The sequence below is a fragment of the Prevotella sp. tc2-28 genome (genome assembly GCF_900107705.1).
In the GTDB taxonomy this organism is placed as follows: Bacteria; Bacteroidota; Bacteroidia; order Bacteroidales; family Bacteroidaceae; genus Prevotella.
On sequence record NZ_FNRE01000009.1, the window covers coordinates 14,488 to 36,489 of the forward strand.

Below are 22,002 nucleotides of genomic sequence, written 5' to 3' on the forward strand. Positions count from 1 at the left end.
ATAATAATGAATAAAAGACCTAATTTTATGGGACTTTTCTTTCATTTTTGTAGAAACACACCCCTAAACCCTTCACGCTTATCGAAAAAAAATGAAAATTCTGGCAGACAAGGAGAAACTCATGAAGAGAAATCCTAAATTATCCTAAATAGAAATATTATAACTTGGATAATCAGCGCGAAAGAAGTATCTTTGTACCAAAAAGAGCGATCATGAAACATATTTTGTTCATCCTCAGCAGGTTCCTTGACGGAGGCATTGACATAGTACTGGTCGACTACCTACGTCAATTGGCGCAATGCCCTGATTATCAGATAGGATTGGCTGTCAGCACGAAGATGGACGAACTGGAAGTTTTCTCTGACATCGTACCTCGGAACGTCAGTGTATATCATTTAGTAGAAAGTAAATATCTGACCCGTTGGCGAAAACAAAAAATTGTCAGCAAGCTGCCCCTTATGACTAAGATATACGACGAGTTACTACTGTCACCTATTCGTCGTTACCTCATCAAGAAAGGATTAAACGAGCTTGCACGCAAATATGACATACTGATAGACTTTGACTGTTGCCATTACGCCTATCTGAAGAGTATTCCTAAAAAGAAAATTGCATGGTACCACTTTAGTTTCAAACATCTCATGGAACAAAATCCACGCAGGACGACGCGAATAGGGAAGTATCTGACCTATTACGACCACATCGTCGTCATCTCCAAAGCTATGAAAGAAGAAGGAGAGGAACTATTCCCGTGGCTTGACGGAAAGTGGAAACTCATTTATAACGCTAAAGATAAGCTATTACTTGAACAACGGGCAAACGAAGCCATTGACGACCCACGTATCCATCAGTCTTATATTCTAGCCGTAGAACGGCTGGAAGAATCTCAGAAAGACACGTCAACCCTACTTCAAGCATACAAAATATTAAAAGAAACCTATCATCAGCCCGAGAAGCTTTTCATCCTTGGAAAAGGGCGTGACAAAGACATGCTACAACAGCTTGCCGTAGAATTGGGAATCCCGGAGAATGTCGTTTTCCTAGGGTTCACCGCTAATCCATATCCTTGGATAAAGCACGCCAAGATGATAGCCCACAGCGCAAAAATGGAGGGACTGCCCACCGCTATGATAGAGTCACTCATCCTCGGAAAACTGATTGTTGCCACAGATTGTCCAACAGGGCCTCGTGAGATTCTCGACGACGGGAAAGCAGGATTGTTGGTGCCTGTAGGAGACGCACGAGCAATGGCAGAGGCCATTCATCAGCTACTGTCTGACAAGCAACTGCAACAACATATACACCATCAGGCAGAAAAGCACCAACAAGAATTTCTCTTTAAATCCACTCTTAAACACTTCAATGAACTGATATGATATTTGTCTCAGACAAAGGCCGACTGGCCAACAACATCTTCCAATACGGGCAGTTATACGCCTGGGGACGTGAGCATGGACGGAAAACAATGTCTATGCGTTTTGCGTACAAATATCCAGATTTCAGGATATCACATACACGTTACCACCATTTCTATATGTATGTAGTTGGGAAACTAGCAGCCAAAATGCATCTCATTCCCACGGTAGTCTTTGATGGTAAGGACAGAAAACAGATTGAGGTGATGGAAAAACACCACCATGTGTTGGCTATAGGATGGAGTGTCAGATTCCCAGAATTGTTTCAGAAATACAAAAAGGAGATTGTTGAATTGTTCGATTTTGCTCCTCAAGTACGAAACAATGTGGAGAAGGTCCTGGAATCCTCAGACAAAGATTCCCTAAAATTGGGCATTCACATCCGTCGAGGAGACTATAAGACTTGGTGTAATGGACGATTCTATTTCACCGACGAAGAATACATCAGTGTCATACAACAGTTCTGCCAACTACATCCAGACAAAAAGGTCGATGTGTATGTCTGCAGTAACGATCCTCAGCTAAATCAGTTAATATTCAGCCAACGACTGGGTAATGCCGAGGTCTTCTTCCCTAAAGGCACACCAGCCGAGGACCTCTGCCTGCTCTCAGAATGCGACTACATCATCGGACCAGTCAGCACCTTTACGCTGATTGCCTCCATGTATCGTGATGTACCACTCCATTGGCTCGCCGACCACGACTTACAGTTCTCCATGCAGTCGTTCCGTCTTTTCGATTATCAATCTCGCCACTACGACGAATATTTCAGATAATTATCAAGTGTATATAACCAACTAACCACTATTAGCATTTATATGAATATCACATGTGTTATTGTAACCTACAATCGTTTAGCGCTTCTCACAGAATGTATTGAAAGTGTACTGAAACAAACTTACCCCGTCAGTCGTATCATCATTATTGATAACCATTCTACAGATGGAACTTCCGACTATCTCTCATCTTACAAGAACGACCCTCTATTTCATATCATCACAATGACTGAAAATATAGGCGGAGCAGGAGGGTTTTCCGAAGGTATTAAGCAAGCAGCACTGACTCACGCTGACTGGATTTGGATTATGGACGATGATACTATACCTCATCCTGACACATTAGAGCAGATGATACCATACACCCAAATAGAACGTTTGGGCATTATTTGTAGTAAAGTTGTATGGATTGATAATACTATCCATAAAATGAATGCCCCAAGGGTTATGCTAGATCAAAGCCTCAAACCACAAGTTTTTGAATCTGTAGCTCTTCCTTACGATGATGTAACATTAATTGAGCATGCTTCATTTGTATCAGTGTTAATTAAAGGAAATATTCCTTGGGAAGTTGGCTTACCCTATAAAGAATTTTTTATATGGTGTGATGATTCAGAATATACAAATCGCATAATACAAAGTGGGTATTATGGTATTTATGTCCCAAAAAGTGTTGCCTTGCATAAAACGGCAGAAAACTACGTTTCGTCATTGTATACCGTTCCTGCATCTGCTGCATGGAAAGTGTTTTATGGTGTACGAAATGAATCTTTTTTACGTCGTAAGAGAAAAGGATGGTTAAAATTCTTCTTCGCACAAATAAATTGCTTCCATTCCCATGCCCATCATATAAAAAAACGCAATTTGCCGAAAGACGAAGAAAAGAAACTGCTAGATGCCAATAGGAAAGGGCTACTTGCAGGTTTTACATTTAGTCCCAAAATAGATTTCCTTCATCAAGGAAAAGAATAGTTTTATCCACCTATCTTGATTGAAAAAGCTTTCTCCATAGTTGGAGCCATATCATAGTACTTATACTCAGCCAAACGGCCTCCAAATATGATATTAGTCTCCTGGTCAGCTAATTGCTTGTATCTATCAGCTATGTCTTGATTATATTCATCATTCACGGGGTAATAAGGCTCCATTCCTGGCTGCCATTCCGTAGAGTATTCACGCGAGATGACTGTATGAGGATTCTTGTCTACGTCTGCTCCAAAGCATTCAAAGTGTTTATGCTCTATAATACGCGTATAAGGGACATCGCGCTCGGTATAGTTGACCACCGCATTACCCTGATAGTTTGACATACTCATAACTTCAGTATCAAAACGCACAGTCCTCCATTGTAGTCTACCAAAACGATAATCATAGAAGCGGTCTATTTCACCCGTATATACTATCTTCTCAGCCAAGTTATCAAGTTCTGTACGATGAGTAAAATAGTCTACTCCCAATCTGACCTCACAACCCTCAAGCAATTTGTCTACCAACAGATTATAACCTCCAATAGGTATTCCCTGAAAAGCATCATTAAAGTAATTATTGTCAAACACCATGCGAACAGGCAACCGACGGATTATGAAGGCTGGTAATTCCGTACAATCCCTTCCCCATTGCTTTTCCGTATAGCCTTTTATTAGTTTTTCATAGATATCCCGACCAATAAGGAGTAAAGCCTGCTCTTCAAGGTTACGCGGTTCATCCACCCCCTGTTCTGCCAACCGCCTTCGAGCCGCTGCACGTTGTTCTTCCAATTTGACTAAAGCTTCCGCAGGAGTACATACACGCCACATCTGATGGAATGTATTCATGTTAAATGGCAGATTATACAATTCGCCCCTGTAATTAGCCAGTGGACTATTTGTGTATCGGTTAAAGGGAACCAGCGAGTTGACAAATCTCCACAACTGCTCATTATTCGTATGGAAAATATGTGCACCATAACGGTGTACATGAATACTTTCAATCTCTTCACAATAGATGTTTCCGCCCGCATGCTCACGACGGTCAATCACCAAACAGGTCTTACCCGCCTGACGAGCTCGCCAAGCAAAAGATGCCCCGAATAGCCCTGCTCCTACAATAAGGTAATCGTACTGTTTCATTAGTGGAATATATAAAATCTTAGTATTACAAACATTAATATTACCAGCAAAAGAGATGAGATACACGCAAACAACTTGGTCAATTTACGGTATTTTGCCAATTTCCCCGTTAGTTTCAAGGCCAATGGCGAAATATCTATTCCAACACCTTTTAAACCCTTATAGGCTTCCATAAATATCTCACTCTTTGAGATCTCGTCATAACGTGCCACATATTGCAGTGCAGGAGAAGTCGTTGTGTCTATTCTTTGCTCACGTAATATACGACACATCGTGCTAAATATCTCTTCGTAATCGCTTGACGGAGCCATGTTGTATGCATTCCAGAAATTATCCTCATATAACTTCGTCATCTTGCTTCGTAGTATGTGCTCAGAATGATGTAATACGGCAAAGTTGAAAATGTCTTCTAGAATAAATATATGATTGATGCTCATTCTGGGACTTTTCTTGAACGTATCGCTCATGATGGAGCCTTCCATATGACGATGGTACTTAACAATAGGTGTCTTAACCGTATGAATATAAGGAGCTACCAGCAAATATTTCCATAAGAAACATGCATCTTCATATAACAGCCCTGAAGGGAATTTCACCTCGTTAGCCTTGATGATGGACATACGCCACAATTTTCCCCAAGCATTGACAGGTAGGTTCATCGTGGTACTGATGTCAGATAAAGCATTTGTTTTTATTTCATGTTTTATCGTAAAATAATTCTTGTCATTATCTACCAAAATCCCATACTGCTCCTTGTCTTCCTCATAGTTAACAATTGCCCCACCTACAACAACGCAGTCGTCATCGTCCATAGACGTGTAAAGTTTGGATATACTCTCTGGCAACAAGCAATCATCACCATCGACAAACATTACGTATTCCCCTTGACAATACTCAAGCCCCAGATTGCGCGAATCAGAAAGGCCGCTATTTTTCTCCGTTGACAACCATTTTATACGGTTGTCCTTCTTCATTGTCTGTCGAACCAGCCTTTCCGTATCGTCCGTCGAGCAGTCATCTACACATATTATCTCAATATTGCTGTAACTTTGATGAAGTATACTGTCCATACATGACTCAATATACTTTTCCGTGTTGTAACAGGCAACCACAATAGATATCAGAGGTTTGTCAAGCATCATAATGTGCAATAGATTATATTAATTATGCAAAGATACGGAGTTTTTTTTATACGACAAAGAAAAAAACTATTTATCAAAGATTTTTCGTGACTTTGTATGACACCCTTTTCTCCCCTTATTTTGAGTTGAGTTAACTCGATTAATCAAATGAGTTAACTCAATCAACCATTTGAGTTAACTCATTTTTTAGAAGGCTTTTTGCTAATAGTTGCCAAACGCCTAGAAATATCAAGAAAATTTACCTGCTTAAGTCTGCATTCTTACAGCTGCTGCATGTCATAGAGGCGCTTATAGTATCCGTTCTTGGCAATGAGCTCGTCATGCTGGCCGCACTCCACGATTTCGCCCTCATAGAGAACATATATCTCGTCGGCATTCTTGATAGTAGAGAGGCGGTGGGCAATGGCGATGGTTGTGCGACTCTTCATGAGGCGCTCCAGAGCCTCCTGCACGAGTCGCTCCGATTCGGTATCAAGGGCTGAGGTAGCCTCATCGAGAATAAGAATGGGCGGATTCTTCAGAATGGCACGGGCTATGGATACTCGCTGGCGCTGACCGCCTGATAGGCGTCCGCCACGGTCGCCTATCATCGTATCGTAGCCCTGCTCGCTCTCCATGATGAAGTCGTGGGCATTGGCTATCTTGGCGGCCTCTATGACCTGTTCCATCGTCGCATTCTCGACACCAAAAGTGATGTTGTTGTAGAAGGTGTCGTTGAAGAGGATGGCCTCCTGGTTTACATTGCCGATGAGGGTGCGGAGCTCTGAGATGCGCACGTCCTTGATGTTCCGGCCGTCAATGAGCACCTCGCCGGCACAGACATCATGATAGCGGGGGACGAGATCGACCAGTGTCGATTTGCCTGAGCCTGACTGACCTACGAGGGCAATGGTCTTGCCCTTGGGCACCTTCAGGTTGATATGCTTCAGCACCTCACGTCCTTCTGTATAGCTGAACGACACGTCACGCAGCTCGATTTCTTTCTCGAACGACGGCATGGGCGCAGGATTGGCAGGCTCCTTGATAGGGTTCTCAGCCTTCAGGATGAAGTCGATACGATCCATGGAAGCCAGTCCGACAGGTATCTGATAGCTTGCCTTCGACAGGTCTTTCAGCGGGTTGATGACACTATAGAGAATGACCATGAAGAAAATGAAAGTGGAGGCGTCTATCAAATGGGAGTCGCTGAGGATGAGAAATCCTCCGAACCACAAGACGACCACGATGATGACCGTGCCCAGGAATTCGGACATAGGGTGAGCAGCACTTTGGCGAATCGTCATCGCATTGGCCTCCCGACGATAGTCGTCGTTGATATTGATGAAGCGCTGAAGCATCTTGCGCTCAGCAATGAAAGCCTTGATGATGCGCAGTCCACCGAGTGTCTCGTCAAGCTGAGCCAACATGTCGCCCCACTTGCCTTGTACACTGGCCGACTGGCTTTTCAGTTTCCGGCTGACAGTACCCATGATCCATCCAGCCAGAGGTGCTACGACAATGACAAACACCGTCAGTTGCCAGCTGACTGTCAACATGGTGGCGAAACACACAATGATGGCTATCGGTTGACGTATCAGCATATCAATGCTGCTGGTGATGGAGTTCTCCACGGCACTCACGTCTGCTGACATGCGGGCAATGATATCACCCTTTCGCTCTTCGGAGAAGAAGCTCAGTGGGAGTTTCAGGACTTTCTCGTATACCTCGATACGAATATCGCGGACAACACCTGTACGCAAAGGTATCATCACAGCCGAAGAAGCAAAATAGCCCAGTGTCTTCAATCCAGTCATAATCACCAATGCAAGTCCCATATACACCAGCGTCAGGAAGGCACCATTGGTATTGATTAACTCCTGCACATAGGCATAGGCATTGTTGACCACGAGGTCTTTGTCCAGCGTGTCCCATGTCCAGGGCTTATAGGTATATACTGCCGTATCGATCTTGAATAGGATGTTCAGGATAGGGATCAATACTGCAAATGAGAAGACATTCATCCACTGTGACAGGAAGTTGAGCACTACTGACCAAGCAAGGTATTTACGATAAGGCTTGAGGTAACGCCCCATGACGGAGAAAAACTGTTTCAGCATATAACTTATTTACAATTTGACGATTTACAATTTACAATTGATTTTGCGATTTTAGGGTTGCAGACGGTCTTGCGTCATGCGACTCATATACTGCTGGATGATGGCTTTCACCTCACGTTCCATCTCAGAGGTAAGCGGCGAGGGGTGAGAGGTGAGAAGATTGTGCTGCATCAAGGAATCAGTAAGGGCATAGACTGCTTTTGTCTTTTGTCCATCAAACTGGATGACATGTCCATGCTTGACATACTGATAGATGCCATTAAGATAGTTCACTGCCCAGGTGTCCTCAGCAGGTGTGTTCAACACATCGATGCCGAAACCAAAGTAAGGCTTGGGATAATGCAGACGCCCCATCACCGTTGGCAGGATATCAATCTGCTGGGCAATCTTCTGCTGTACCTCTGGCTGGCTGTCCGTAACACCAGGCTCGTAGATAATAATCGGTGAGCAGAAACCACCTAAGTCGGTCTGGTATTCCTGATGGTCAGAGAGGTTGGTGTGGTCACTGGTCAGCACGAAGATGGTGTTCTTGAACCACGGCTGACGACTGGCCGTCTGGAAAAAGCGGCCCAAAGCCATATCTGTGTAACGGATGCACTTATGAATGATGATGCCTTCCTCCGGATAGACATCCTTGTATTTCTCAGGAATAACATAGGGATGATGGCTGGAAGCCGTAAAGACAGCAGTCATAAAGGGTTGCTTCATCTCTGACATCTTGGTGGCATAGTACTGCAAGAACGGTTCATCCCAGATAGCCCATATGCCATCGAAGTCGTCATCTCCTCCGAAACGGCTATCAGCGTCATAGTCCTCGCGCCCATAATAGGCCTGGAAACCTGTGCTTCGTGCAAAGGCCTGGAAACCCATTGAACCACGCTGAGCCCCATGGAAAAAGGCCGTCTGGTAGCCTTCGCCTGCCAACAATGATGCGATTCCGCTGACATGGTTCATCGAAGCTGGAGTCAGGAAGAAGGGTTCGACGAACATCGGGATGCTCGACAGGATAGAAGGCATGCCGTCGATGCTCTTACGTCCGTTACAATAACTATGACTGAAGGTAATGCTTTTGGCTATCAATGAATCGACATGAGGGGTGTATCCTTGATATCGGCTGTTATCGAGTGTGCGGTTTAATGCGCCGATATACTCGCGTCCAAAACTCTCCACAATCAATACCACCACATTCTTCTTCATCATGGGCACGGAATCGTTGGGGACATGAACAGGCGAATAGACGGCGTCCACCTCTGCTGCATCCCGAAAGTAGTCGGGTACGACAAAGACAGCCTTACCAATGGTGCGATATAAAGAGAAGGGGGTATTGAGCACCAACGCTGCATCAATAGGACGATTGACGTACTGATTGGCATTGCTGATGGTGATAGGACGAACAGCTGTGGTAAAGCCACCTCGGATGCCTGCCACCACGAAAGGGGCAAAGGCTGCCAGAGAAAGCAGCGTTGCCAAGTCATAGTGCCACCACTTTAGAGGTGAGTGGTGAGAGGCAAGTGGCGAGAGGCGATATAGGCGGTACATTGCCCATACGATAAACACAAACAAGATGACAAGATAGAAATGACGGAGGGTCTCTGTCATGAAGATACCACCTAAGTTGCCCTCGTTAGAGAACTCACTGAACACGGTGGTGGTGGTTCGACGCATCGTGAAGCGGAAATAGACGGCATCGCAAAGGTTGATAGCCAATGCCAGTCCGTTTATCAGCAGAAAGATAAAGCGGCACAACTTCTGATAGAATATTGTCTCCTTGAAATGCAAGGGGAACAACATCAGCACGATATAAGGAATATTAGTTACGAGAATGGCACTCGTATCGAACACCAAGGCACCTCGCATCATCTCCATGATATAGGAAAAAGACAGACCTTGCGAGAAGAAACTATAATTCTCACAAAAATAGATGATACGAGCCAAGAAATAGGCTCCATAGGCTATCAGCAAGTTGCAGAGCGTAGCCGCTAAAGGTGATAATAGTCCGAGTCGTTTCATCATTGCATGTCTTTTAAGTCTTTTGTCGTGGCCTGTAACACCGCTTTGCCCAACTGTTCAAGTCGCTGGGCATCGCTGCTACGGTTCACCATTATCTGTTTGGAATTCAGGTCGTAGACCATGAAACCTGTAGAGTCAATCATCGTAAAGCCGTTGTTGAAATTATGAACAGCCAACGGATACTGATAAGTCTTGCTGAGCACATCACGGCTCCAACGAAAATCATCGTGCGGGAGTCCGAGTTGTGCCAACAACGTTGCTGCCAGGTCGGTCTGGTTGCAAATCTGACGAACGTCCCTTGGAGCCTTCACTACCCCACCCGTCCATACCATCGGGATACGATTGCGCGCTTCTTTCGACTCATTCAATTCGCCATAGTCAATGCTATGGTCAGGTAAGAGCACGATAAGCGTGGAGTCCCACTGTGGTGTCTGACGCAACTGATCGATGAAATGTCCGATACAATCATCCAGATAATAAAAAGCATTCTTGATAGGCTCATCAATCTTTTGCAGGGGGACATCCCAGGGCTCGTGACTGCTTAACGTTGAAAAGCCTATCAACTGTGGCTTCTCGTGGTGGTTTGTCAGCTTCTGATAAACAGCCTTAAACATGATATCATCGCGTACTCCCCATTCAGAGGTCTCTTGCTCGGCCTTGCTGAAATCCTTCATCCACGTCAATTGCTCAAAGCCCGTACCTACCAGGTAACTGCGCATATTCGTGAAATTGATGTCACCTCCATAGAAATAGCTGGTCTGATAGCCTGCTTTCTGCAATGTACGGGCGATGCTGGGAAGATGCTGGGTCTTGCTGGGCATCTTCATCACAGAAGATGTGGGAAATGAAGGGTAACCGCTGTAGGTACAAACCGTTCCTCGGTCAGTACGCCAAGTGTTACCATAGCAGTTTGAGAAATTGATGCCTTCCTTCTTTAACTGCTGCAAACGAGGCATCACATCAGCCAGAAAGTCACCAGCACTCTCCATCAGGATAATGACGATGTCAGGTCGTTGCATTGTCAGCAAGGTATCAGTATCGACGGAAGTAACGGGATAGACGCCTTCCAACAGGCTATTGCACGCTTCCTGTGAATAATAGTCGTAGTCTACAATATTATTTGCCGTCTTCTCGAAAGAAGCCAGGAAACTGAATACGGGATTAACAGCAGAGTGGTTGAGGAACTGGTTCTGCGAATAATAAACCTGTCCGATATTCGTCGTCGACTCACCCAAGCCACCTCGTATGCCAATAACAAAAACAGGAATGGACAATATGAACGCTAATAGTCCGAGCAAGGCGGACTTGTAGTCCGCCCGGGGCGGACTGGCAGTCCGAGCAGGGCGGACTGTTTTCTGGTATGCTTTAAATATCAGCCAGGCAACCAGCACGAATATCACCAGTCTAATGGCAATATATCCCCAACTGACACTTGCCATTGCCTCTGTGGGTGTTTCCAGATATTGCAGGCACGAGGCGTCAAGTTTGAAATGCCAGAAACCATATAGGCTGGTATCTGCTACAAAAGCCAACGCAAAGGCTATGGCAATGATAAGATGGTAAACACGCAGAAGAACAAACAAGGGTTTCTTCTGCCAATAGATGCTGATGATGGTGATAAGGAAGGGCAATATCAGAAAATAGAGAGCCGTACTGAGGTCAAGGCTGATGCCGTGGTATATGACGTCTACGACATCACCAGCCTTGAACGGGTTGCCTGCTGCGTTGCATAGCATGAATAACACCTTGGCTGCTATAAACAACAGCAATGTTAACAGATAGAACCTCAACAGATATTCTGCTCTCTTCAACATCTCATCATCTATATGATTTCTCCTAATAATGTGGCACTGGTAGAGCCGGTGATACGTACCCGTACGGTTTCACCGATATGGCGGGAGCCCTTGTCTACGACGACAGCTTTATTCTGCTCAGTACGACCCATCAGTTGGTTGCGACTGCGCTTCGAGAAATTCTCCAGCAACACATCGAACTCCTTACCTTCATCCTTCTTATTTTGCAGGGCAGAAATTTCCGTCTGCAAGGCTATCAACTCGTTCAACCGGCGAATCTTCTCTTCTTCGGGAACATCGTCGGGAAGGTGTTTGGAAGCATAGGTACCAGGACGTTCGGAATATTTGAACATAAAGGCAGAGTCATAGCCCACCTCACGCATCAGCGAAAGAGATAGTTGATGGTCTTCCTCCGTCTCAGAATGATAACCCACGAAGATATCCGTCGACAGACCACAATCAGGGATGATACGACGGATAGCCGCAACCCGGTCGAGATACCACTCACGGGTATATTTGCGATTCATCAGTTTCAATATACGGTCTGAACCGCTCTGCACCGGCAGATGGATATGTTTGCAGACATTAGGCATTTCCGCTATCACATGCAGTGTCTCGTCACTCATATCCTTGGGGTGTGATGTCGTGAAACGTACACGCATGGTTGGTACTTCTTCTGCTACACGACGCAGCAGTTCGGGGAAACCTATCTCCTCAAAATGGTAAGAGTTGACATTCTGACCAAGCAGGGTAACCTCTTTAAATCCACGGTCCCGCAGATCTCGTACCTCACGCAGGATGCTTTCTATATCTCGACTACGCTCTCGACCACGGGTATAAGGAACGATGCAATAATGGCAGAAGTTGTTACAGCCTCGCATGATGCTGACAAAACCACCTATCTTCGCTCCATGCAAGCGTTGGGGTACAACGTCTTTGTAAGTCTCACTGGTCGACAACTCGATATTGATCGCCTTATGACCGGTTTCAGCCTGTGCTATCAGATCGGGCAGAGAGAGATAGGCATCAGGGCCGGCAACCAAGTCGCAATGATGATGCTCCAGCAGGTCTTCCTTCACACGTTCAGCCATACAGCCCAACACACCGATAATCATGGGATGTTTGCGACGCATGGCATCGAGTGCATCCAGACGGTGATAGATTTTCTGTTCGGCATTATCTCGTACGGAACAGGTATTCAGGAATACGGCGTCAGCCTCCTCAAGGACCTCTGTCGACTCATAGCCTGCCATCTGCATGACAGAGGCAACCACTTCAGAGTCGGCCACATTCATCTGGCAACCATAGGTCTCGATATACAGTTTCTTCATCTTTCGTTGAAAAAAGCACCGCCACAACAGCATGCGACGGTGCCTTCTTATTTATGAGTTAATGATTACTAGCTTACTTCTCGTCAAGAACGGCCTCTTCAGCGTAGTCGAGCACATTCTTTTTGTTAGCCTGCATACGCTCGTACTCTTCCTTCGAACCGACAATGATCTTGTCGAACTCACGAAGACCTGTACCAGCAGGAATCAGGTGACCGGCAATCACGTTCTCCTTCATACCCTCCAAGTGGTCTTCCTTACCACGGATAGCGGCTTCGTTGAGCACTTTGGTGGTCTCCTGGAACGATGCAGCAGAGATGAACGACTTGGTCTGCAGAGCTGCACGGGTAATACCTTGCAGAATCTGCGTTGACGTTGCTGGAACGGCATCACGCACCTGTACAAGTTTCAGGTCACGGCGCTTCAACATGGAGTTCTCATCGCGCAGCTTACGAGCCGTGACAATCTGACCCTTCTGCAGATTCTCAGAGTCACCGGCGTCAACAACGACTTTCTTACCCCAGATGCGGTCGTTCTCCTCAGCGAAGTCAAGCTTGTCGATGATGTCGGACTCAAGGAACGAGGTATCACCGGCATCGTTGATCTGTACCTTACGCATCATCTGACGGACGATAATCTCAAAGTGCTTGTCATTGATCTTCACACCCTGCAGACGATAAACGTCCTGTACCTCATTGACGATGTACTCCTGAACGGCCGTAGGACCTTTGATGGCAAGGATGTCGGCAGGAGTGATAACACCATCAGACAACGGCGTACCAGCACGTACAGCATCATGCTCCTGTACCAGGATCTGCTTTGACAAAGATACGAGGTATTTACGCTGCTCGCCTGTCTTAGAGGTTACGATAATCTCACGGTTACCACGCTTTACCTTACCCATGGTTACCTCACCGTCGATTTCAGATACGATAGCGGGGTTAGATGGGTTACGAGCCTCAAACAACTCTGTAACACGAGGCAGACCACCGGTAATATCACCACCCTTGGCTGCAGCACGAGGAATCTTAACGAGAGTCTCACCTGTTTTGACGGTCTGGCCGTCTTCTACGACAACGTGACCACCCACAGGGAAGTTATAGGTACCAATCACATCACCATTAGCATCAATGATGTCACAAGTAGGAACCTTTGACTTATCTTTCGACTCTGTAACAATCTTCTCGGTCAAGCCGGTTGTCTCGTCAGTCTCAGCGCGGAAGGTGATACCCTCTACTACATCATGGAACTTCAAAGTACCTGCGTATTCCGTAACGATAACGGCATTGAACGGATCCCACTGAGCAACCTTGTCGCCTTTCTTCACGGTATCACCGTTCTTGAAATAGAGCGAAGAACCATAAGGAACGTTAACTGTAGACAATACGATATTGGTGTGCGTATCAATAAAGCGCAATTCACCCAAACGGCTCACTACCATCTCGCACTCGCGACCATCCTCGTCGAACGGTACAACACGTACTTCTTCCAACTCGATCTTTGAGTCGTTCTTAGCCACAATGCTGGCATTTGCTGCTGCGTTAGCAGCCACACCACCAGCGTGGAACGTACGCAGTGTCAGCTGAGTACCTGGCTCACCAATAGCCTGTGCAGCAATCACACCAACGGCCTCACCCTTCTGTACCATACGACGGGTTGCGAGGTTACGTCCGTAACACTTCATGCAGACACCATGCTTTGACTCACAGGTGAGTACGGAACGAATCTCGACGCTCTCAATAGGAGAGTCTTCGATAGCCTGAGCAATAGGCTCCGTAATCTCCTCACCGGCAGCTACAATCAGTTCACCCGTAGAAGGATGGATGATGTCATGAACAGATACACGGCCAAGGATACGCTCATAAAGGGTTGAGATGACCTCATCACCATTCTTGAGAGCAGTGCAGACAAGACCACGAAGGGTACCACAGTCTTCTTCGTTGATAATCACGTCATGTGATACGTCGACCAGACGACGTGTCAGGTAACCGGCGTCAGCCGTCTTCATAGCCGTATCGGCAAGACCCTTACGGGCACCATGTGTAGAAATGAAGTACTCCAACACGGACATACCCTCCTTGAAGTTTGACAGAATCGGGTTCTCAATAATCTGAGCACCCTCTGCACCGGCCTTCTGGGGCTTGGCCATCAGACCACGCATACCAGAGAGCTGACGAATCTGGTCCTTACTACCACGGGCACCGGAGTCAAGCATCATGAATACGGCATTGAAGCCCTGGTCTGCCTCAGTCATTTCCTTCATCAGCACATTGCCGAGGTCATTATTAATATGCGTCCAGGTATCAATAACCTGATTATAACGCTCATTATCGGTGATGAAGCCCATATTGTAGTTCTCAGTAATCTGACGAACCTCCTCGTTACCTTTCTCTACTAGGTCTTTCTTGGCCTCAGGGATAATGATGTCGTCAAGGTTAAATGACAAACCGGCCTCATAGGCCATACGATAACCAAGGTTCTTAATACCATCCAAGAACTCACATGCCTCTGCGAAACCTACGTTCTTAATAACGTCAGCAATGATGTCACGCAGTGACTTCTTAGAGATAATCTTGTTGACATAACCTACTTCCTTCGGAATGATGCCATTTACAATGACACGGCCGACAGAGGTCTCAACCATATGCTTCTGGGGCTTTCCGTCAACAATATCATCAACCATTACCTTCACCTGAGCATGCAGGTCGCACTTGCCCTCGTTGTGGGCAATGATAGCCTCTTCTGGGCCATAGAACGTCAGTCCCTCACCCTTTGCACCTGGGCGGATCTTTGAGATATAGTAGAGACCGAGCACCATATCCTGTGAAGGAACGGTGATAGGAGCACCATTGGCAGGGTTCAAAATATTATGGCTCTGGAGCATCAGAATCTGAGCTTCCAGAATGGCTTCATTTGACAAGGGAAGGTGAACAGCCATCTGGTCACCGTCGAAGTCGGCATTGAACGCTGTACAAGCCAATGGATGCAACTGGATTGCCTTACCCTCAATCAACTTGGGCTGGAAGGCCTGAATACCCAGACGGTGCAGTGTTGGTGCACGGTTCAAGAGCACAGGATGACCCTTCATCACATTCTCCAGGATGTCCCAGATGACAGGCTCACGACGGTCAACTATCTTCTTAGCGCTCTTCACCGTCTTTACAATACCACGCTCGATGAGCTTACGGATAATAAACGGCTTATAGAGCTCTGCTGCCATCAGCTTAGGAAGACCGCATTCACCCATCTTCAACTCAGGACCTACAACGATTACCGAACGGGCTGAGTAGTCGACACGCTTACCAAGCAAGTTCTGACGGAAACGTCCCTGCTTACCTTTCAGTGAGTCAGAGAGTGACTTCAACGGACGGTTTGAGTCGCTCTTCACTGCTGATGACTTACGGGAGTTATCGAACAATGAGTCAACTGCCTCCTGTAACATACGCTTCTCGTTACGGAGAATCACCTCAGGAGCCTTAATCTCCATCAGTCTCTTCAGACGATTGTTACGGATGATGACACGACGATAAAGGTCGTTCAAGTCGGAAGTGGCGAAACGACCACCATCCAGCGGAACGAGCGGACGCAACTCGGGAGGAGTTACGGGAATAATCTTCATAATCATCCATTCAGGACGATTAATGCCCTTCTCAACACTGGTGCGGAATGACTCAACAACTTGCAGACGCTTCAGTGCCTCGTTCTTGCGCTGAACTGAAGAGTCGCTGTTGGCACGGTCACGCAACTCATATGAAAGCGAGTCGAGGTCAAGACGGATGAGCAAGTCGTAAATGGCCTCAGCACCCATCTTGGCGATGAACTTATTAGGATCACTGTCATCCAGATAGGCGTTCTCAGGAGAAATCTGATTGTCGACAATGTCGTTATACTCATCCTCTGACAGCAAATCATACATATTAGCACCAAGGGCATCATTTCCCTCTGCGTCTTTCTTACCTGCCATAACGCCTGGCTGGATAACCACATAACGCTCATAGTAAATGATGGCATCGAGCTTCTTGGTGGGAAGACCAAGGAGGTAGCCAATCTTATTTGGAAGGCTACGGAAGTACCAGATGTGGGCAACAGGAACAACCAGTTCGATATGACCTGTACGCTCACGACGTACTTTCTTCTCAGTAACCTCTACACCACAACGGTCGCAGACAATACCCTTATAACGGATACGCTTGTACTTACCGCAGGCACACTCGTAATCCTTGGTAGGACCGAAGATGCGCTCGCAGAACAAACCGTCACGCTCAGGCTTGTAGGTGCGGTAGTTGATGGTCTCAGGCTTTGTCACCTCACCAAAAGAACTTTCGAGGATTTCCTCAGGAGAAGCCAGTCCGATGGTAATCTTGGTGAAGTTTGTCTTTATCTTTGAATCTTTCTTGAAAGCCATAATTTTCTATTTTCTTTTTTTCAATTATCCATTATCTATTAGTCCATCTTGATGCTGAGGCCTAGACCCTTCAACTCATGCAGCAACACATTGAGTGACTCTGGAATACCAGGAGTCGGCATCGGGTCACCTTTGACAATGGCCTCATATGCCTTAGCACGACCCACAACATCATCAGACTTGATGGTCAAGATCTCTTGCAGTACATGGCTGGCACCGAAGGCTTCCAGTGCCCAAACCTCCATCTCACCAAAACGCTGACCACCAAACTGTGCTTTACCACCGAGGGGTTGCTGTGTAATCAGAGAGTACGGACCGATGCTACGTGCGTGCATCTTATCCTCTACCATGTGGCCGAGTTTCAAGAAGTAGGTAATACCTACCGTTGCAGGCTGGTCGAACTTCTCACCCGTCTCACCATCGTAAAGATGAGTAGAGCAAAGACGAGGCAGGCCAGCCTTATCAGTCCATTCTGCGAGGTCGTCAAGTTTTGCACCATCAAAAATCGGAGTAGCAAACTTCACACCCAGACGCTTACCTGCTGCACCAAGAATAGCCTCGAAAATCTGACCGAGGTTCATACGAGAAGGCACACCCAGTGGGTTAAGTACCAAATCAACAGGACGACCATCCTCCAAGAACGGCATATCCTCCTGACGTACCACCTTCGATACAATACCCTTGTTACCGTGACGACCGGCCAGCTTATCACCGACACCAATCTTACGTTTCTTGGCTACATAAACCTTTGCCATCTGCAAGATACCTGAGGGCAACTCGTCACCAATGGTGATCGCAAACTTCTTACGCTTCATCTCAGCGTCAAGCAGTTTGAACTTCTTCATATAGTTAATAATCAGTTTGGCGATAAGCTCATTCTTGTGCTCATCACTTGTCCAATGACTGATCTGTATATCACCATATTCCAAATTCTTCAGGTTGGTAACAGTAAACTTACTGCCCTTCGAGATAATTTCTGCACCAGTATAATCTTTAACACCCTGTGAGGTCTTACCCTTGGTGAGCGTCATGAGTTTCTCTACCAAGATATCCTTCAGGTCGTCAATCTTTGCCTGATGCTCTTCGTCAATCTTAGCCAGGGTAACTTTATCCTGTTGCTTTGTCTGACGTGTCTTAACGGCACGGGTAAAAAGTTTCTTGTCGATGATAACACCAGTCAACGAAGGATTGGCCTTCAAAGAAGAGTCCTTCACATCACCAGCCTTGTCACCAAAGATGGCACGCAGCAGTTTCTCTTCTGGTGAGGGATCGCTTTCACCCTTCGGTGAGATCTTACCAATAAGGATATCACCAGGCTCTACACGAGCACCGACACGGATAACACCGTTTTCGTCGAGATCCTTAGTAGCCTCTTCGCTAACGTTGGGGATATCTGCGGTAAATTCCTCTGCGCCACGCTTTGTCTCACGAACATCCAGTGAGTACTCATCAACGTGTACAGAAGTTAAGACGTCCTCACGAACAATACGCTCATTGAGCACGATAGCATCCTCATAGTTATAACCCTTCCAAGGCATGTAAGCCACAAGCAGGTTACGACCGAGTGCCAACTCGCCATTTTCTGTAGCATAGCCTTCTGTCAGGATATCACCCTTCTTGACACGCTGGCCCTTATCACAAATAGGACGCAGGTCAATGGTCATGTTCTGGTTAGTACGACGGAACTTCGGAATACGATATTCCTTCAATGCCGGTTCGAAGCTGACAAACTCTTCATCCTCAGTACGGTCATACAGAATGCGGATTGTTGTAGCATCCACATAGTCTACGATACCATCGCCCTCGGCAGTAATCATTGTACGAGAGTCCTCGCACACCTGTTTCTCAATACCAGTACCAACAATAGGTGCCTCGTTGTGAAGCAGAGGAACAGCCTGGCGCATCATGTTCGATCCCATCAGCGCACGGTGAGCATCGTCGTGCTCCAGGAACGGAATCAGCGAAGCAGCAATTGAGGCAATCTGCTGTGGAGAAACATCCATCAAGTCAACCTGCGTAGGAGGCACGACAGGGAAGTCAGCATCCTGACGGCACTTGACAACAGGACGGATGAAGGTACCATCATCATTCAATGGTGCATTACCCTGTCCGATTACGTGATCTTCCTCTTCTTCGGCTGTCAGGTATACGATGTCATTATTATTCAGATTAGCGACACCGTTTTCAACCTTACGATATGGTGTCTCGATGAAGCCAAGTTCATTAATCTTTGCATATACGCACAATGATGAAATCAGACCGATGTTTGGTCCTTCAGGGCTCTCAATAGGACACAAACGGCCATAGTGTGTATAGTGTACGTCACGAACCTCGAAACCTGCACGTTCACGCGAGAGACCACCAGGACCCAGAGCGGAGAGACGACGCTTATGCGTTACCTCAGCCAACGGATTGGTCTGATCCATGAATTGTGACAACGGGTTCGTTCCGAAGAACGAGTTAATAACGCTGGAAATAGTCTTGGCGTTAATAAGATCTGTCGGCGTAAACACTTCATTATCGCGGACATTCATACGTTCGCGAATGGTACGGCTCATACGGGCCAAGCCAATAGAGAACTGGTTAGACAACTGTTCACCGACTGTACGTACACGACGATTAGACAGGTGGTCAATATCATCGACGGTAGCCTTTGAGTTTATCAATTGAATCAAGTACTTGATAATCTCAATAATATCTTCCTTTGTCAGGACACGAACATCCATCTCCGTGTTCAGGCCCAGTTTCTTGTTGATACGATAACGACCTACATCACCCAAGTCATAACGCTTGTCTGAGAAGAACAGGTTCTGGATAACCTCACGTGCGCTTGCATCATCGGCAGGATCTGCATTACGCAGCTGACGGTAGATATAGAGCACGGCCTCCTTCTCCGAGTTCGACGGGTCCTTTTGCAGGGTATTGAAGATAATAGAGTAGTCTTGTGCTACCGACTCGTCTTTGTGTACGAGAATCGTTGAAGCACCACTCTCCAGGATCTCCATCATATTATCATCGGTTATCTCCGTCTCACGCTCCATGATGACTTCGTTACGCTCAATAGATACAACTTCACCTGTATCCTCGTCAACGAAATCCTCATTCCAGCTCTTCAAGACACGAGCGGCAAGCTTACATCCGACAACCTTCTTGAGCGAAGCCTTATTGACTTTCACTTCCTCTGCAAGGTTGAAAATCTGTAAGATATCCTTATCAGTCTCGAAACCAATGGCTCTCAGCAGTGTGGTAACAGGTAACTTCTTCTTACGGTCAATGTAAGCATACATGACGTTGTTGATATCAGTAGCAAACTCTATCCATGAACCTTTGAATGGAATGATTCGTGCAGAATAGAGCAAAGTACCATTGGCATGTACGTTCTGTCCGAAGAACACACCAGGAGAACGGTGCAACTGTGAAACAACGACACGCTCGGCACCATTTATCACAAAGGTACCATTAGCTGTCATATATGGAATAGGGCCAAGGAATACATCCTGTATCACTGTTCCAAAATCTTCATGGTCAGGATCAGTGCAATAAAGTTTCAACTTAGCCTTCAAAGGTACGCTATAAGTCAGGCCGCGCTCAAGACACTCGTCAATGGTGTAGCGGGGCGGGTCAATATAGTAGTCCAAGAACTCAAGAACAAAGTTGTTACGCGTATCTGTAATGGGGAAGTTCTCTGCGAACACCTTATACAGACCGTCGTTCTTGCGTTCCTCAGGTGGAGTGTCCAACTGTAGGAAGTCTTTGAAAGACTTTAATTGCACATCGAGAAAATCCGGAAACGGCATCGGATTCTTGACGCTGCCAAAGTTTACTCTGTTATCTATTACTTTTGAAGCCATATATTATTGTTTTGATTTATAACCGGAAATTCCGGAGAATCCGGACAGCCCGGATTATAAAAGACAAGAAAATGGTCGGGAACCCTCTACTGGAGAGCTCCCAACCATATTTATTGTTGTTGTGCTAAATTATTTCAGCTCAACTACGGCACCAGCCTCTTCGATAGCCTTCTTCAGGTTCTCAGCCTCGTCCTTAGACAGGCCTTCCTTCAGAGTAGAAGGAGCACCGTCTACGAGATCCTTAGCTTCCTTCAGACCCAGACCGCAAGCTTCCTTAACGGCCTTAACTACCTGGAGCTTAGCAGCACCAGCTTCCTTCAGAACAACGTCGAAAGAAGACTTCTCCTCAGCAGCAGCGGCAGCGCCACCAGCTGCGGGACCAGCAGCAACAGCAACAGCGGCTGCAGCGGGCTCAATTCCATACTCGTCCTTCAGGACTGTTGCCAACTCTTGTACTTCCTTAACTGAGAGGTTTACCAACTCTTCAGCAATAGCTTTAATATCTGCCATTTTATTTAAAATTTTAATTGTTTTTTAATGTTAATGTTTTTACTCGTTCGCATTATTTGTTACGCTCTGCGATAGCGTCAAGCAATCCGTGAATCTTGCCACCAGCATTCAAGCCAGACACCACAGTCTTGATAGGAGATTGCAGCAATGTGACAACGTCGGCAATAAGTTCGTTCTTGCTCTTGATAGCAACCAGCTCTGACAGCTTGTCTGCACCTACGAAGAAGCCCTCTTCGGCATAAGCAGCCTTCAATGCGGGAACACCTTCCTTGGCATATTCCTTCAAGAGCTTAGCAGGTACGTTAGCTGTATTTGCGAACATCACAGCTGTACTGCCTTTCAGGCTATCATAAAGAGGTTCAAAATCTACATCAGAAGCCTCAAAAGCCTTGTGGAGAAGCGTATTCTTCACTACGACCATCTTAATCTCATTCTTGAAGCACTTACGACGAAGGTCGCTAGTCTGCTCTGCATTCAGTCCGGCAATATCAACCAGATAGAAATGAGGATATTCCTTCAGCTTCTGTCCAAGTTCTACTACGATAGTATCTTTTAATTCCTTTTTCAT

The 22,002-nt window shown here is 46.3% G+C and carries 13 protein-coding genes; 3 read left to right on the plus strand and 10 right to left on the minus strand.

All coding sequences use genetic code 11. The features are described from left to right. Window positions 1–212 precede the first annotated feature (212 nt). Genes BLU47_RS08930 through BLU47_RS08940 form a run of 3 tightly spaced genes read left to right on the plus strand, consistent with a single transcriptional unit; the run spans window position 213 to window position 3,163 of the window. Window positions 213–1,376: a glycosyltransferase gene (locus BLU47_RS08930; protein ID WP_091961433.1), complete on the plus strand. Its 1,164-nt coding sequence runs from the start codon at window positions 213–215 to the stop codon at window positions 1,374–1,376. Continuing rightward, on the plus strand, window positions 1,373–2,191 hold the full coding sequence (locus tag BLU47_RS08935) for an alpha-1,2-fucosyltransferase (protein WP_091961435.1): 819 nt from the start codon (window positions 1,373–1,375) through the stop codon (window positions 2,189–2,191). The genes BLU47_RS08930 and BLU47_RS08935 overlap by 4 nt, the downstream gene beginning before the upstream one ends. Window positions 2,192–2,233: 42 nt before the next feature. Continuing rightward, window positions 2,234–3,163, plus strand: coding sequence for a glycosyltransferase family 2 protein (locus BLU47_RS08940; RefSeq protein ID WP_091961437.1), 930 nt, complete (start codon window positions 2,234–2,236; stop codon window positions 3,161–3,163). Between the two features lie 2 nt (window positions 3,164–3,165). Here BLU47_RS08940 and glf read toward each other — a convergent pair whose 3' ends face one another. The 10 genes from glf to rplJ all read right to left on the minus strand — a co-directional run bounded on the left by glf (window position 3,166) and on the right by rplJ (window position 22,002). After that, on the minus strand, window positions 3,166–4,299 hold the full coding sequence (gene glf / locus BLU47_RS08945; RefSeq protein ID WP_091961440.1) for a UDP-galactopyranose mutase: 1,134 nt from the start codon (window positions 4,297–4,299) through the stop codon (window positions 3,166–3,168). Beyond that, the gene (locus BLU47_RS08950) at window positions 4,299–5,441 is read right to left on the minus strand and encodes a glycosyltransferase family 2 protein (RefSeq protein ID WP_091961444.1); all 1,143 of its coding nucleotides are present in this window, start codon (window positions 5,439–5,441) and stop codon (window positions 4,299–4,301) included. The genes glf and BLU47_RS08950 overlap by 1 nt, the downstream gene beginning before the upstream one ends. Before the next feature lie 260 nt (window positions 5,442–5,701). Next, complete coding sequence (locus BLU47_RS08955; RefSeq protein WP_091961447.1) at window positions 5,702–7,537, minus strand: ABC transporter ATP-binding protein; 1,836 nt, start codon at window positions 7,535–7,537, stop codon at window positions 5,702–5,704. Between the two features lie 51 nt (window positions 7,538–7,588). Beyond that, the gene (locus BLU47_RS08960) at window positions 7,589–9,550 is read right to left on the minus strand and encodes an LTA synthase family protein (protein ID WP_091961449.1); all 1,962 of its coding nucleotides are present in this window, start codon (window positions 9,548–9,550) and stop codon (window positions 7,589–7,591) included. Next, on the minus strand, window positions 9,547–11,358 hold the full coding sequence (locus BLU47_RS08965) for an LTA synthase family protein (RefSeq protein WP_176780520.1): 1,812 nt from the start codon (window positions 11,356–11,358) through the stop codon (window positions 9,547–9,549). The genes BLU47_RS08960 and BLU47_RS08965 overlap by 4 nt, the downstream gene beginning before the upstream one ends. Window positions 11,359–11,369: 11 nt before the next feature. Continuing rightward, the gene (miaB, locus tag BLU47_RS08970; RefSeq protein WP_091961454.1) at window positions 11,370–12,671 is read right to left on the minus strand and encodes a tRNA (N6-isopentenyl adenosine(37)-C2)-methylthiotransferase MiaB; all 1,302 of its coding nucleotides are present in this window, start codon (window positions 12,669–12,671) and stop codon (window positions 11,370–11,372) included. A gap of 73 nt (window positions 12,672–12,744) precedes the next feature. Beyond that, window positions 12,745–17,073 (minus strand): DNA-directed RNA polymerase subunit beta', encoded by a 4,329-nt coding sequence (gene rpoC / locus BLU47_RS08975; protein WP_091961457.1) that lies wholly within the window; start codon window positions 17,071–17,073, stop codon window positions 12,745–12,747. Window positions 17,074–17,111: 38 nt separating this feature from the next. Further along, window positions 17,112–20,924 (minus strand): DNA-directed RNA polymerase subunit beta, encoded by a 3,813-nt coding sequence (gene rpoB / locus BLU47_RS08980; protein ID WP_091961460.1) that lies wholly within the window; start codon window positions 20,922–20,924, stop codon window positions 17,112–17,114. A 129-nt stretch (window positions 20,925–21,053) separates the two neighbouring features. Further along, window positions 21,054–21,434 (minus strand): 50S ribosomal protein L7/L12, encoded by a 381-nt coding sequence (gene rplL, locus BLU47_RS08985; RefSeq protein ID WP_091961463.1) that lies wholly within the window; start codon window positions 21,432–21,434, stop codon window positions 21,054–21,056. Between the two features lie 52 nt (window positions 21,435–21,486). Continuing rightward, a complete protein-coding gene (rplJ, locus tag BLU47_RS08990; RefSeq protein WP_091961466.1) occupies window positions 21,487–22,002 on the minus strand; it encodes a 50S ribosomal protein L10 in 516 nt (171 codons plus the stop codon).

What these genes read in the sequence shown, in the direction of transcription:
- BLU47_RS08930 (WP_091961433.1), top strand. Translation starts at nt 213, where the DNA reads ATGAAACATATTTTGTTCATCCTCAGCAGGTTCCTTGACGGAGGCATT.
- BLU47_RS08935 (WP_091961435.1), top strand. Translation starts at nt 1,373, where the DNA reads ATGATATTTGTCTCAGACAAAGGCCGACTGGCCAACAACATCTTCCAA.
- BLU47_RS08940 (WP_091961437.1), top strand. Translation starts at nt 2,234, where the DNA reads ATGAATATCACATGTGTTATTGTAACCTACAATCGTTTAGCGCTTCTC.
- glf (WP_091961440.1), bottom strand. Translation starts at nt 4,299, where the DNA reads ATGAAACAGTACGATTACCTTATTGTAGGAGCAGGGCTATTCGGGGCA.
- BLU47_RS08950 (WP_091961444.1), bottom strand. Translation starts at nt 5,441, where the DNA reads ATGATGCTTGACAAACCTCTGATATCTATTGTGGTTGCCTGTTACAAC.
- BLU47_RS08955 (WP_091961447.1), bottom strand. Translation starts at nt 7,537, where the DNA reads ATGCTGAAACAGTTTTTCTCCGTCATGGGGCGTTACCTCAAGCCTTAT.
- BLU47_RS08960 (WP_091961449.1), bottom strand. Translation starts at nt 9,550, where the DNA reads ATGATGAAACGACTCGGACTATTATCACCTTTAGCGGCTACGCTCTGC.
- miaB (WP_091961454.1), bottom strand. Translation starts at nt 12,671, where the DNA reads ATGAAGAAACTGTATATCGAGACCTATGGTTGCCAGATGAATGTGGCC.
- rpoC (WP_091961457.1), bottom strand. Translation starts at nt 17,073, where the DNA reads ATGGCTTTCAAGAAAGATTCAAAGATAAAGACAAACTTCACCAAGATT.
- rpoB (WP_091961460.1), bottom strand. Translation starts at nt 20,924, where the DNA reads ATGGCTTCAAAAGTAATAGATAACAGAGTAAACTTTGGCAGCGTCAAG.
- rplL (WP_091961463.1), bottom strand. Translation starts at nt 21,434, where the DNA reads ATGGCAGATATTAAAGCTATTGCTGAAGAGTTGGTAAACCTCTCAGTT.
- rplJ (WP_091961466.1), bottom strand. Translation starts at nt 22,002, where the DNA reads ATGAAAAAGGAATTAAAAGATACTATCGTAGTAGAACTTGGACAGAAG.